This is a genomic window from Mycobacterium sp., assembly GCF_050701515.1.
GTDB lineage: Bacteria > Actinomycetota > Actinomycetes > Mycobacteriales > Mycobacteriaceae > Mycobacterium.
Genome location: NZ_JBOGDB010000104.1, coordinates 28,590 through 40,784 on the forward strand (window position 1 = coordinate 28,590; position 12,195 = coordinate 40,784).

12 protein-coding genes and 1 pseudogene are annotated in these 12,195 nt (G+C 65.4%); 5 read left to right on the plus strand and 8 right to left on the minus strand.

Annotated elements, in window-relative coordinates; translation table 11 throughout:
- The first annotated feature begins 30 nt into the window (after window positions 1-30).
- From lepA to ACRDU5_RS09060, 3 genes and pseudogenes are all read left to right on the plus strand, one after another.
- Window positions 31-1,961 (plus strand): annotated as a pseudogene (lepA, locus tag ACRDU5_RS09050) (translation elongation factor 4).
- A 63-nt stretch (window positions 1,962-2,024) separates the two neighbouring features.
- Complete coding sequence (locus ACRDU5_RS09055; protein WP_526614144.1) at window positions 2,025-2,732, plus strand: sensor domain-containing protein; 708 nt, start codon at window positions 2,025-2,027, stop codon at window positions 2,730-2,732.
- 15 nt (window positions 2,733-2,747) lie between these two features.
- The gene (locus ACRDU5_RS09060) at window positions 2,748-4,088 is read left to right on the plus strand and encodes an MBL fold metallo-hydrolase (protein WP_526614145.1); all 1,341 of its coding nucleotides are present in this window, start codon (window positions 2,748-2,750) and stop codon (window positions 4,086-4,088) included.
- 9 nt (window positions 4,089-4,097) lie between these two features.
- Here ACRDU5_RS09060 and ACRDU5_RS09065 read toward each other — a convergent pair whose 3' ends face one another.
- The 4 genes from ACRDU5_RS09065 to ACRDU5_RS09080 are packed head-to-tail and all read right to left on the minus strand — an operon-like array spanning window position 4,098 to window position 6,252.
- Window positions 4,098-4,709: a maleylpyruvate isomerase family mycothiol-dependent enzyme gene (locus ACRDU5_RS09065; protein WP_526614180.1), complete on the minus strand. Its 612-nt coding sequence runs from the start codon at window positions 4,707-4,709 to the stop codon at window positions 4,098-4,100.
- Window positions 4,710-4,747: 38 nt separating this feature from the next.
- Window positions 4,748-5,242, minus strand: a complete 495-nt coding sequence (locus tag ACRDU5_RS09070) for an SRPBCC family protein (RefSeq protein ID WP_526614146.1) — start codon at window positions 5,240-5,242, stop codon at window positions 4,748-4,750.
- A 9-nt stretch (window positions 5,243-5,251) separates the two neighbouring features.
- A complete protein-coding gene (locus ACRDU5_RS09075) occupies window positions 5,252-5,596 on the minus strand; it encodes an ArsR/SmtB family transcription factor (RefSeq protein ID WP_526614147.1) in 345 nt (114 codons plus the stop codon).
- 53 nt (window positions 5,597-5,649) lie between these two features.
- Complete coding sequence (locus ACRDU5_RS09080; protein WP_526614148.1) at window positions 5,650-6,252, minus strand: TetR/AcrR family transcriptional regulator; 603 nt, start codon at window positions 6,250-6,252, stop codon at window positions 5,650-5,652.
- Between the two features lie 71 nt (window positions 6,253-6,323).
- On the opposite strand from ACRDU5_RS09080, the gene ACRDU5_RS09085 reads away from it, so the two are divergent.
- Complete coding sequence (locus ACRDU5_RS09085) at window positions 6,324-7,499, plus strand: cytochrome P450 (protein WP_526614149.1); 1,176 nt, start codon at window positions 6,324-6,326, stop codon at window positions 7,497-7,499.
- Window positions 7,500-7,506: 7 nt separating this feature from the next.
- On the opposite strand, the gene ACRDU5_RS09090 is transcribed toward ACRDU5_RS09085, so the two are convergent.
- From ACRDU5_RS09090 to mddA, 4 genes are read right to left on the minus strand one after another with little or no spacing between them, the layout of a single operon-like run.
- On the minus strand, window positions 7,507-8,757 hold the full coding sequence (locus tag ACRDU5_RS09090) for an MFS transporter (protein ID WP_526614150.1): 1,251 nt from the start codon (window positions 8,755-8,757) through the stop codon (window positions 7,507-7,509).
- Complete coding sequence (locus ACRDU5_RS09095) at window positions 8,754-10,121, minus strand: rhodanese-like domain-containing protein (protein ID WP_526614151.1); 1,368 nt, start codon at window positions 10,119-10,121, stop codon at window positions 8,754-8,756. The genes ACRDU5_RS09090 and ACRDU5_RS09095 overlap by 4 nt, the downstream gene beginning before the upstream one ends.
- Window positions 10,118-10,612, minus strand: coding sequence for a DUF4395 family protein (locus tag ACRDU5_RS09100; protein WP_526614152.1), 495 nt, complete (start codon window positions 10,610-10,612; stop codon window positions 10,118-10,120). The genes ACRDU5_RS09095 and ACRDU5_RS09100 overlap by 4 nt, the downstream gene beginning before the upstream one ends.
- Window positions 10,613-10,629: 17 nt before the next feature.
- Window positions 10,630-11,400 carry a methanethiol S-methyltransferase gene (gene mddA, locus ACRDU5_RS09105; protein ID WP_526614153.1) on the minus strand — a complete coding sequence of 257 codons (771 nt, stop codon included), beginning with the start codon at window positions 11,398-11,400 and terminating at the stop codon, window positions 10,630-10,632.
- Window positions 11,401-11,522: 122 nt separating this feature from the next.
- Here mddA and ACRDU5_RS09110 point away from each other — a divergent pair, with 122 nt between their 5' ends.
- Complete coding sequence (locus tag ACRDU5_RS09110) at window positions 11,523-12,191, plus strand: ArsR/SmtB family transcription factor (RefSeq protein WP_526614154.1); 669 nt, start codon at window positions 11,523-11,525, stop codon at window positions 12,189-12,191.
- The last annotated feature ends 4 nt before the right edge of the window (window positions 12,192-12,195 follow it).

Consider the following 12,195-nt stretch of genomic DNA (forward strand, 5'->3'; position numbering starts at 1 on the left):
CAGCATAGGTGAAGCGGGCCGCGCGCGATTGTGTCGCGCTCAGCGTCGCTCGATACCCTGGAAGGGCCTCGCACGCCCGCTAGACAAATCCTGACCAGGAGATTCCCATCAGCAGTTTGGCCGACCAGACCTTCACGGCGCCGGCGCAGATTCGGAACTTCTGCATCATCGCCCACATCGACCACGGCAAGTCGACGCTGGCCGACCGAATGCTGCAGCTCACCGGTGTCGTCGACGAACGGTCGATGCGGGCGCAGTACCTGGATCGGATGGATATCGAGCGGGAGCGTGGCATCACCATCAAGGCCCAGAACGTGCGCCTGCCGTGGCGGGTAAAGGGTGAGGCCGGTACTTCCGATTATGTTTTGCATCTCATCGACACGCCCGGCCATGTCGACTTCACCTACGAGGTGTCGCGCGCGTTGGAGGCCTGCGAGGGCGCGGTGCTGCTGGTGGACGCCGCCCAGGGCATCGAGGCGCAGACGCTGGCCAACCTGTATCTGGCGCTGGACCGCGACCTCGCCATCATCCCGGTGCTGAACAAGATCGACCTGCCCGCCGCCGACCCAGACCGTTACGCCGCGGAAATCGCTCACATCATCGGCTGCGAACCCACCGACGTGCTGCGGGTTTCCGGAAAAACGGGCGACGGCGTCGCCGACCTGCTCGACCACGTGGTAGGTCAGGTGCCGCCGCCGACCGGCGAACCGGATGCGCCGACGCGGGCGATGAACTTCGACTCGGTCTACGACACTTACCGTGGCGTGGTCACCTATGTGCGCGTCATCGACGGCAAGATCACCCCGCGCGAGCGGATCAAGATGATGTCGACCGGCGCCACCCACGAGCTGCTCGAGGTCGGCATCGTCTCACCCGAACCGAAACCCGCCGACGGCCTCGGCGTCGGCGAGGTGGGCTACCTCATCACCGGCGTCAAGGACGTCCGGCAGTCGAAGGTCGGCGACACCGTGACTACGGCACGCCACGGCGCCACCGAGGCGTTGACCGGCTACCGCGAACCCAAGCCGATGGTGTACTCCGGGCTGTATCCGGTCGACGGTTCCGACTACCCCGACCTGCGTGACGCGCTGGACCGATTGCAGCTCAATGACGCCGCGCTGACCTACGAGCCGGAGACGTCGGTGGCGCTCGGGTTCGGATTCCGTTGCGGATTCCTGGGCCTACTGCACATGGAGATCTCCCGCGAGCGACTGGAACGCGAATTCGACCTGGACCTCATCTCCACTTCGCCGAACGTTGTCTACCGGGTGGTGCTGGACGACGGCACCGAAAAGGTCGTCACCAATCCGTCCGACTGGCCGACCGGCAAGATCCGCACCGTCTTCGAGCCGGTGGACAAGACCACCATCATCGCGCCCAGCGAGTTCATCGGCACGATCATGGAGCTCTGCCAGTCCCGGCGCGGCGAGCTCGGCGGCATGGACTACCTCTCACCAGAGCGCGTCGAGCTGCGTTACACCATGCCGCTCGGCGAGATCATCTTCGATTTCTTCGACTCGCTGAAGTCGCGCACCCGCGGCTATGCCAGCCTCGACTACGAGGATGCGGGCGAACAGGAAGCGGACCTGGTCAAGGTCGACATCCTGCTGCAGGGTGAGGCGGTCGACGCATTCAGCGCCATCGTGCACCGTGACGAGGCCGCCGAATACGGCCGCAAGATGACGGGAAGGCTCAAGGAGCTGATTCCGCGGCAGCAGTTCGAGGTGCCCGTGCAGGCCGCCATCGGCTCGAAAATCATTGCCCGGGAGAACATTCGCGCCATCCGCAAGGATGTGCTTTCCAAGTGCTACGGCGGCGACATCACCCGCAAACGCAAGCTGCTGGAGAAGCAAAAGGAAGGCAAGAAGCGGATGAAGACCATCGGGCGGGTGGACGTGCCGCAGGAGGCCTTCGTCGCGGCATTGTCGACCGACGGCGGCGGCGACAAGGCAAAGAAGTAATCGCCTAGCCCGCAATTGTGTTGTCAAACCCCGTTTCGGCAGCCGGTCGTCCACAATGACGGGGTGATCGCGACGGGACGGGCCTTTCGGGCCATCGGCGGTGTGCTGGCGGCCTCGGTACTGCTCTCCGGGTGCGTGAGCACCGTCGCCGGTTCGGCGGTGCGCGACCAGAACGCGGTGCCGGTCGATGTGCCGCCGCTGGACGAGTCGGCGCTGGACGGCGCGCTGCTGTCGATCGGTGTGGTCAACGGCATCATGGGCTCAACCCAGATGAAGGTCAGCGGCGAGCTGGACGACATGACGGACTACTCCGAGCAGGTGTCCGATCCCGATTGCCTCGCCACGATCTTCGGTGCCCAGGAGCCGGTCTATGCCGACAGCGGCTGGACGGCCATGCGGGATCAGGTCGCCCGCGAACCCGAGGACGACAACGATCACTGGGTCGAGCAGACCGCCGTGCTCTACCCGTCGGCCGAAGATGCGCGGGGGCTCTTCGACAAGGTCAAGTCGATATGGGAAAAATGTTCGGGGTCCTCGATCTCGGTCGACACCGAGAGTTCCAGCTCGCTGTGGGAGATCGAGGACGTCACTGCCGAGGACAGTGTGATCACCCAGATGACGAAGCAGGAAGATGCCGACGGGTGGGAATGCCAGCACGCCCTTGCGGTGGCCTCGAACCTCACCGCCGAAACCTGGGCCTGCGGATACATCATCATCGACGAAGCCGCCGCCATTGCCGTCGACATGGTCACCAAGGCCGCCAAGAAGTAGCGAGGCTTCGGCATTATGCAGGTATCGATCATCGAGACGTCCGGGCTTGGCGACCGCAGCTACGTCGTGACCGAAGGCGACACGGCGGTGGTCATCGATCCGCAGCGTGACATCGACCGCGTGCTCGAGGTCGTCGGCGACGCCCGCATCACGCACGTGCTGGAAACCCATATCCACAACGACTACGTGACGGGTGGGCTCGAGCTGTCGCGGTCGCTGGGTACCGAATACGTGGTGCCCGCCGGGGACGACCTCGGCTATGGGGCACGCAGAGTCCGCGACGGCGACACCATCGACGCCGGCCCAATCACGCTGCGGGTCATACATACTCCCGGCCACACCCATCACCACGTCAGCTATGAGTTGCGCGACGCATCGGGCACCACCGTGGGGGTTTTCACCGGTGGCTCCATGCTGTATGGCAGTTCCGGCCGTACCGACCTGCTCGGCGCCGATGACACGGTGGCCTTGACGCGGGCGCAGTATCACTCCGTCCGGCGCCTTGCCGACGTGCTCCCGGCCGACGCGGAGGTATACCCGACCCACGGCTTTGGGAGCTTCTGCTCCGCCACGCCCGTTACCGAGGACTCGTCCACGATCGGGCATCAACGCGACACCAACCCGGCGTTGACCAAGGACGAGCAGAACTTCGTCGATGACTTGCTGGCCGGCCTGTCGGCATACCCCGATTACTACGCACACATGGGCGTGATCAACACCAATGGTCCTGCGGCCGTCGACCTTTCGATGCCCAAGGTCATCGAAGCCGATGAGCTCCATCGCCGCCTTGAAGCAGGGGAGTGGGTCGTCGACCTTCGCCATCGCGTCGCGTTCGCCGCCGGACACTTGACGGGCAGCTTCGGATTCGAAATGTCCGGATCGTTCGTGACATATCTCGGCTGGCTGCATCCCTGGGGTACACCGCTGACGCTGATCGGAGAAGACGACGATCAAATCGCAGAGGCACGACGCGAACTCATCCGGATCGGTGTCGACGTCATCGCCGGTGCCGCAGATATCCACACCGTCGGGGCCGCGGCCGAACAGCGCACATATCGGGTGGCCGACTTCGCCGAGCTGGCCGATGCGATCGGCCGCGACGAGCTGACCGTCCTCGACGTGCGCCAAACAGACGAATTCGACGAATCCCGCATACCGGGCGCGGTCAACATCCCGCTTCACGAACTGGCCGACCGGATCGGCGAACTCCCCGCCGGGCAGGCGTGGGTGCACTGCACGACCGGCTACCGCGCGTCGATCGCGGCCTCCGTCCTGGACAGGCACGACCGGGATGTGGTGCTGATCGATGACGAGTTCGAAGCGGCCGAAGACCTGGACTTGACAGCCGATCGGTAGAGACTAATCTCAGCCGATGTTTCTGGCGAGCGCGGATTCGCCGGGCCCGGTGAGGTCTTCGAGGGCGTCGGGTCGTGCGGCCATCGCCATCAGGATCGCTTCGGCGGGCCCGCGGACCTCGGGCCCGCTGCCGTGGCTCCAGTCCAGATCGGTGGCGACCAACCGCACGCCGCGGGAGCGCTTCGCGCCCCGCACCGCCGGCACGGTGAGCGCATAGTCCAGCACGGCGCGCAGCCGCTCTGGAGGAATGGCGCGCGGTATGCGGAGAGGTCGGCGGATGTCCTGCTGATGAATCATGCCGTCCACGAGCGCGATCATGCCGCCGAAACCCGCGGTCAGGCCGCGAGGACGGATGGAGGCACGCGCTAGCTCGGTGAGCTGCTCGGGTGAGCGGGTGGCGTTTTCTGCCACACCGACGGCATTGACGCGGTGGGGCAGGAATCCGCCCTTGGCGAAACGCTTCACCAAGCCCCAGCGGCTGAGCTCCTCGTAGCTGAGCACGTGGGCAGCGACGTCCCGTACTCGCCACTGCTCACACAGGCTGGGCTGCTCCCATTGATCGGGTGACAGTCCGGCGAGCAGGTCGGCGAAGTCTTGACGTTCCTCGCAGGCCATCTGCATCGTCGATGCCTCCTGATTGCTCGACGCCATCGGATGCCTCAGTCCTGTTGATTGGCTTGGCTTTTCGCCAGATCAGCAAAGCGCTTCAGCGTGCCGGTCCAGCCGTCCGGGTGGTCGAAGACCGCCCGCATCTGTTCGGTGGCGTCGCGGTAGCGCTCCAGGTTGCGGTGGCACAGATCCACGCGGGTGCGACCGGAGCCGTCATCGGTGAAAGTCACCTCGACTTCGGTTTCGAAATCCGGATCGAACTGCCAGTTCGCGCCGATCTGCCACAGCAGCACGACTTTACGTGGCGGATCCCACGCTGCGACCCGGCCCCATTGGCAGTCGCTGCCGTCCACACCACGCTCGAACCACCGCCCGTTGGTGCCGGGTTCGAGGACCACCCCGGCGATGTCTGCGCTACCGATGGAATGTTCCTTCGGCCAGAATTCCGTCATTCTGGTGGTGAACAATTCGAAGGTCCGCGCCGGTGGCAGCGGTACGCTCACCGATCGGACAACCTCTACTACTGCGGCGGATTCGGTGCTCATCGATACTCCTCACTTGTCGTTGTCGTCGTCGGAATGGGCTTGGGCCTCGGCCTCGGCGGCCGCAAGGATCGCGAAGTTGTCCAGGGTGGTTTCCCAGAATCGGTCGAAGTAGTCACGCACGGCCATCAGCCCCGCTTGGTTGATGCGATACAGACGACGGGTGCCTGCTACCGACTCCACGACCAGCTCCGCGTCCTTGAGCACGCGGAGGTGTTGCGACACCGCCGGTCGCGACACCGGCAGCTGATCGGCCAGCACGCCAACGGCGATCGGGCCGGCCAGCAGCTTCTCCAGGATGGATCGCCGGGTCCGATCCCCGAGCGCGTCGAGAACCGTGTCCGCCGAAGTTGCCATAACAGTAAGTGTGTACGAACGGTAAGTCTGCGTCAACCGTTCGTGAGTACTTGCTAATTCTTGGGGCGCGCGGCTTGGATGACTGCGTCGGTGGCACGACGGATATGGTCGGCAGCGCGATCGGGGTCGGGTTGGCCGGTGTCGAGCCAGGCGATGACCGCCTCAAGCGTCACGGTAGGGACCAGTCGTGCCGCCCACTGTCGCCAGGGCCCAGGCGGGATCCGCTCGGCGAGGTTGCTCTGGGCGATCTCGATCGCTGCCGAGCGGATTCCGTCGGTCACATCGCGGAATTCCGGCTCTCGTGCCGCGTGACGGAACAACAGCCGGAACCCGTCCGGATCGGCTGCGGCGGCGCGCAGCAAGAGCGCAATGGTGCCTTCGTGAAAGTCGTCGATGCCCACGGTGTCGGCGAGCCGAGCGCAGGCCCGGTCCAGGACCGCGCGGTATAGGTCGGCTTTCGACGCGAAGTGGCGGTAGAGGATCACATGGCTGACGCCGGCTTCCGTGGCGATGTCATCTAGGCCAGTGGCGGTGAATCCCGCGCGGGCAAAGGCGCGAGTGGCTGCGTCGAGGATCTGCTCGCGCCGCTCGGCACGAGCCAGCCGCCGGATTGGCTCCGGGCGACTTGTCGCATGTTGCCGAGCCTGCGGCGTCATCGGACTCCCTCTTGTTTAAGGGCAACTATACAACTAGTCTTGTTTATACTGGTTTAAACATCGGAGTCGACATGGCCACCATCGCGCAGCTGCCCTTCGAACAGGCGGATCCGTTACAGGTCGCGCCCCGGCTACATCAGCTGCAGGCGCAAGGCACGGTCCACCGCATTCGCACCGAGGTGGGCGATCCGGCGTGGCTGGTTACCGGTCATCCGGATGTCCGGCGGCTGCTCGACGACGATCGACTCGGACGCGCTCATCCCGCACCGGAGACCGCGGCCAGGTCGGGCGAGTCGGCATTGTTCGGCGGGCCGTTGGGCAACTTCGCCACCGAACACACCGACCACGCGCGGATGCGTGCCCTGCTGCAGCCGCACTTTGCGCCGAAGCACATGCGGGCACTGCGCCCGAGAGTCGAGACCCTCACCACGCGCCTGCTCGATGAGCTCACCCAACATGGACCACCTGCCGATTTGCATGCATCCCTGGCGGTGCCGCTGCCGATACTGGTCATTTGCGAGCTGCTCGGGGTGCCGTATGAGGACCGCAAGCAGTTCCGCGGCTGGAGCTACGACGCCGCCAACACCCGCGACCACACCCGCTCCGAACAGGGGTTGGCCGAGCTGTATGCCTATGGGCAGCGGCTCGTCGCCGACAAGCGGCGCGAGCCCGGCGACGACGTGATTTCCCGTCTGTGCGCAACCGAGGGCGTCTCCGACGACGAAGTCGCCGAGCTTTCGATGGTATTGCTGTTCGCCGGACACGAGACCACTGTTGTCCAAATCGGTCTCACCGCAATGCTTTTGCTGGCCAACCCCGGCCAGTGGCAGGCGCTGGTCGACGTGCCGGAGTTAGTGCCGAACGCGGTCGAGGAAACGCTGCGGGCTTCGCGCAGAGGCGGCGGTCAGATGCCGCGCTACGCGCGGAAAGACTTCGAAATCGGCGGAGTCACCATCAAGGCAGGCGATCTGGTGCTGCTCGAACTCGGCGCGGCCAACCATGACCCGGCAGTTTTCGAGAAACCTGAACGAGTGGACATCAACAGACCGGCCACGAGCCACGTGACCTTCGGTTACGGCGCTCGGTACTGTCTCGGCGCGCCCCTGGCCCGGATAGAGCTGCGAGTGGTGTTCTCCCAACTGGTTTCCCGCTTTCCGACACTGCGGCTCGCGGTCGACGTGGCGGCACTGACGGTGCGCGCCGACGAATTGGCCGGCGGACTGACAGAACTCCCGGTGCGGTGGTGAACGTGCGCTACTCGTCGGGACTGTGCATCTCTTGCGAGTGGGTTTCATACATCCGCACGGCAACGATAAGGCCGGAGACCACTGTGATGGCGGCGGCGGCCCACACCGCGGCGCGCAGCCCCCAGAGGTCGGCGGCGATGCCTCCGACGATCGCGCCGGCGGCATAACCGCTGTCGCGCCACAGTCGGTAGATCCCGACGGCGCGGGCCCGCCAGAGCGGATGGGCCACATCGCCGATCGCGGCCAACAGTGTGGGGTAGACCATGGCGGTGCCGGCGCCCAGCAGGGCGGAGGCCGCGATCCAACCGGTGAAGGCGTCGACGCTGGCGATCAGCGCTAGCGCCGCGGCCTGAGTGAGCATCCCGGCCGTGATGAGGTGCTTGCGGCCCCAGTGGTCGGACAGCGCACCGGTGACGATTTGTCCCGCCCCCCAAACGGCCGGGTACACCGCCACCAGAATCCCGATGCGTTCGACGGACATACCGGTGGTAGCGAACAAGATCGGGAACAGGCCCCACGACATTCCGAAGTTGAGGTTGTTGACGAGACCGGCCTGACTGGCCGAAGAAAGGGCCGGCTCGGTGAAGCTTGTGCGGGTGAAGATCTCCCGGTTCGACGGCCCGCCATGGCTTGCCGCGTGTTGCTCGGCCTCCAGGCGCGCGTGCCCGCGAGTCTCTCGGACGAATACCACGCTCAGGCCCAGGCCGATCAGGGCGTAGGAAAGGCCGAGCAGAAACGGCGCCGGCCGCAAGCCGTGGTGGGCGGCGAGGTAGCCGGCGACAACCGCGGTCAGGGCCACGGCGCCGTAACCCGCGGCTTCGTTGAAACCCATGGCCAGGCCGCGTTGGCGCGGACCCACGAGGTCGATCTTCATGACGACGGTGGTCGACCAGGTGAGTCCTTGGTTGATCCCCAGCAACACGTTGGCGGCGACGACCCAGCTCCATGATGGCGCCCAGATCAGCAGCAGCGGAACAGGAATCGCGATCAGCCAGCCCACCACCAGCACCGGCTTTCGGCCAAATCGATCCGACCATGTGCCGGCGAAGTAGTTGGTGGCGGCCTTGGTGATCCCGAATGCCAGCACGTAGGTGAGCAGGAAGGTATAGCCGGTCAGGTGGAAGTGCTGCTCGGCCAGCAGCGGTAACACGGTTTGTTCCTGACCGACCATTCCGCCGACGAGCGCGTTGACCGCGACGAGCAGGCTGAATTGAGCCAGGTTGGCGCGCAATCCAAGCTGTGGAGGGGTTGTGCTCATGCGCCAGTTGTTAGTCGACCGCCGGTGGCCCGGACCCAGTCCTGAGGGCCGCCGTCGAGCACCGCCAGATCGCGGTGTCCGGCTCGCTGCAGCAGGCTGGCCGCGCTCATCGAGCGTTCCCCGTGGCCGCACATCACGACGGTCGGCTGGTCGGGCAGATCGTCGGCCCGGGAGGCGATCTCGCCGAGTTCGATGTGCATGGCGCCCGGCAGGTGGCCGCCGAGGTATTCAGAATCTTGCCGGATGTCCAGGACAAGTCGACCGTTGAGCAGGTTTGGCGGAGTCAACGCGATATGGGTCGTTTCGTGGCCGGCCGCGGTCCACGCTGCCATCGATCCGTCGAGTTCGCCGACGACGTTGTCGTAGCCGATTTTAGCTGCTTGCCAAGCGATCTCGGCGGCGTCCTGGTCGGAGTCGCGCACGATCACAAGTGGACGCTCGGCGGGCGCCAGCCAGCCCAGCCAGCTGGCGAACACCGAACGTAAGGGGTTCGAGATGGCGCCCGGTATATGCGCGGCACCGAACCGGTCGATGGGGCGTGCGTCAATGAGTACAGCACCGTCGACAAGCTGCGCCCGAACCGCATCGACACTCAGCGGGGCCAGCGTGGGTTCGCCGTCCAGCAGAGCCGGGCCGACGCGGTTGATCTCGCCGAGCCGGCGGAAATACGGCGGATAGCTGCCCAGCGAACCGAGAAGCTCTGCGACGAAGGCATTTTCATCGGGCGCTCGCAGCAGCGCGTTGGTGGCGAGTTCGTGGCCGATCGTGCTGGTGCGTTCCACGCCGGACGGTGCCGAGCAGAAGGACCCGGCGCCATGCGTCGGCCATACCCCGACGTGAGCGGGCAGGGCGGCCAGTCGGCGTAGGGAAACGTACTGGGCCCGGGTGAGCTCCTCGGTGCGTTCATTGGACACCAGGTCGGTGCGGGCCGCAGACCCGACGATCAACGACCCGCCGGTGAACACTCCGACCTCGCGGTCGCCGTCGAGCAACAGAAACGCGAGGTGCTCGTGGGTATGGCCGGGTGTGAGCAGGGCGCGCAAGCGCAGGCCGCCGAGGTCGACCTCGTCGCCGTCGTGCAGCCCGGTGTGGGCGAACTCGCGGTCGCCGAGCGCCGACGCGAGCAACCGGGTTTGGCCCGTCGCACTGAGCTGGTATGCGCCGGAGAGGAAGTCGGCGTGCAGATGTGTGTCGGCGGCGTACGCCACGGTCAGGCCACGCCGCGCAGCGGCCGCATGGACGGACCGCAGGTCTCGGCTCACGTCGACCGCCAGCGCCCGACCGTCACCGAGGTCGACGAGATAGGCGGTGTTGCCCAGCCCTTCATCGACCAGTGGGACCAAGTCGATACCGGAAACTGTCATTTCCTCCCTCCGTATGTCGGCTGAGGACGCCGGCCAAGAACAGTGTTGTAGATGAACGATGGAATGCAGAAGTGGGTGATGCTGGCCAGCGCGCCCACCAGAATGAGCGCCGCGCCGAGCGCCAAACCCAAGATGTTGGAACCGAGGGAAAACGCCCAACCGGTCGCCAACACCCACGCCGTCGCGACACCGAAGACGAATCGTCGTTGTCGCCCCGATTTCGGGAACGGCCCCGTACCGGTCAGGTAGCGAAACCCGTAGTTGTAGAGCAGATCGAACGGGTGAAACGGGAGGAGTATGCCGACGGACGTGATCGCCGCGAGCACCCATAGCACCCCCGGTGACATCAGCGCGACACCGATAACCGTGACCAGTGTGCCGAGGGTGTACGTCCACCGCAACCACGGCGCCAGACTCTCGAGCATCTCATCGTCGAGTCCGCAAAAGCCTTGAGCTTCAAGGCGACTCCGAACGGTCGGGTTGACAGTCATGTCCGACTCCCTTTCGATCAGGCCGGTGGGGGAGTGCCGTCGGGTACGGCCTGGCCGCCGTGCCGATGGAGCCCGGGTACGAGCATCGGGACTCGGCGGCGATAGTCGTGGTACTGATCGCCGAGCGCCGCCGCGAGGTCACGCTCTTCGAGCTGCAGCGCGATCAGGATGTAACCCGTTGTCGCGACGGCGAAGAGCAGATGGCCTGCGGTCATCTTCGGCGTGGCCCAGAACGCGATGAAGAAGCCCAGCATGATCGGATGGCGCACGACGCGGTAGAGCAGCGACGTGCGGAACCCGAGTTCGGTGTACGGCTGGCCGCGCCAAGCCAGGTACACCTGGCGCACGCCGAACAGATCGAAGTGGTTGATCATGAACGTCGACAACAGGACCATCGTCCAGCCCAGTCCGAACAGGACCCACAGGATGATCTGGCCCGGCGCCCACGTCACGTCCCAGACGACGGTCGGCATCGTGCGCCACTGCCAGAACAGCAGGAACAGCAGCAGGCTCGATATCAGCACATAGGTGCTGCGCTCAATTGTCTTGGGTACCAACCGCGTCCATTGACGCTTGAACGCCGGCCGCGCCATCACACTGTGCTGCACGGCGAACAGCCCGAGCAGAAACACATTGACGACCACCGCTACCCCAATCGACGCGGCGACGCCGTTATCGATGCTGCGGGGCACCACAAGGTTGCCCATAAAGCCGATCGCGTAGAGGAATGCGGCAAGAAAGACAAGGTAACTGCCGGCGCCGTAACTGATCGTGAGAATGCGGTTCATCGTGTCCTCCGTTGTCCATGCCGTTTGAGATCGTCTGGCGGTGTTATAGTGTTTAATAGATTGCTTGAACACTAGAACGATGGAATGCTGAAGTCAACAGGAATCTCGGGGAAGGTCCGGTGATGGCGGATCGGGCGGCCAAGGATGCGCTCTATGACGGATTCGCCGCGGTGGCGAAGGGCTTTGCGAGTGGTCGGCGCGCGGAGATCATCGATGTGCTGCAGCAGGGCGAGCGGTCGGTGGAGGATCTGGCCGCCGCGATTGAGCAGAGCACCGCGAACACCTCCCAGCACCTGCGTCAGCTGGCCCACGCGGGTCTGGTCCGGAGCCGTCGCGACGGTTCGCGCATCATCTACTGCCTGACCAGTCCCGAGGTCGGTCAGGCGTGGGCCACGCTGAGCGCGCTCGCAGTCGATTACCTGGCCGATATGAAGCGTCTGATTGCGGACTACCTCGGCGACCGCGACGGCCTGGAGACGATCGGCCGCGCGGAGCTGGCGAAGCGATTGCGACGCGACGACATCGTCGTGCTCGACGTGCGCCCGGAAGCGGAGTTCCGCGCGGGGCACATCGAGGGTGCCCGTCAGATCCCGCCGGGCGAGCTGCAGCAGTTGCTGGCGGCGCTGCCCGACGATCGCGAGATTGTCGCGTATTGCCGGGGTCCGTACTGTGTCTACGCCGACCAGGCCGTCCGTGCCCTCGCCGCCCGCGGACGTCGCGCGCTGCGGCTCGAAGATGGCTTCCCGGAGTGGGCACGGGCCGGCTTGCCGGTCGCATCAGGCCCGCACTGACGTG

Bases quoted from the DNA above. Each gene is read 5' to 3' on its own strand.
- ACRDU5_RS09085 (WP_526614149.1), top strand. From the start codon at position 6,324: ATGGCCACCATCGCGCAGCTGCCCTTCGAACAGGCGGATCCGTTACAG.
- ACRDU5_RS09090 (WP_526614150.1), bottom strand. From the start codon at position 8,757: ATGAGCACAACCCCTCCACAGCTTGGATTGCGCGCCAACCTGGCTCAA.
- ACRDU5_RS09095 (WP_526614151.1), bottom strand. From the start codon at position 10,121: ATGACAGTTTCCGGTATCGACTTGGTCCCACTGGTCGATGAAGGGCTG.
- ACRDU5_RS09065 (WP_526614180.1), bottom strand. From the start codon at position 4,709: ATGCAGATGGCCTGCGAGGAACGTCAAGACTTCGCCGACCTGCTCGCC.
- ACRDU5_RS09100 (WP_526614152.1), bottom strand. From the start codon at position 10,612: ATGACTGTCAACCCGACCGTTCGGAGTCGCCTTGAAGCTCAAGGCTTT.
- ACRDU5_RS09060 (WP_526614145.1), top strand. From the start codon at position 2,748: ATGCAGGTATCGATCATCGAGACGTCCGGGCTTGGCGACCGCAGCTAC.
- ACRDU5_RS09075 (WP_526614147.1), bottom strand. From the start codon at position 5,596: ATGGCAACTTCGGCGGACACGGTTCTCGACGCGCTCGGGGATCGGACC.
- ACRDU5_RS09080 (WP_526614148.1), bottom strand. From the start codon at position 6,252: ATGACGCCGCAGGCTCGGCAACATGCGACAAGTCGCCCGGAGCCAATC.
- mddA (WP_526614153.1), bottom strand. From the start codon at position 11,400: ATGAACCGCATTCTCACGATCAGTTACGGCGCCGGCAGTTACCTTGTC.
- ACRDU5_RS09070 (WP_526614146.1), bottom strand. From the start codon at position 5,242: ATGAGCACCGAATCCGCCGCAGTAGTAGAGGTTGTCCGATCGGTGAGC.
- ACRDU5_RS09110 (WP_526614154.1), top strand. From the start codon at position 11,523: ATGGCGGATCGGGCGGCCAAGGATGCGCTCTATGACGGATTCGCCGCG.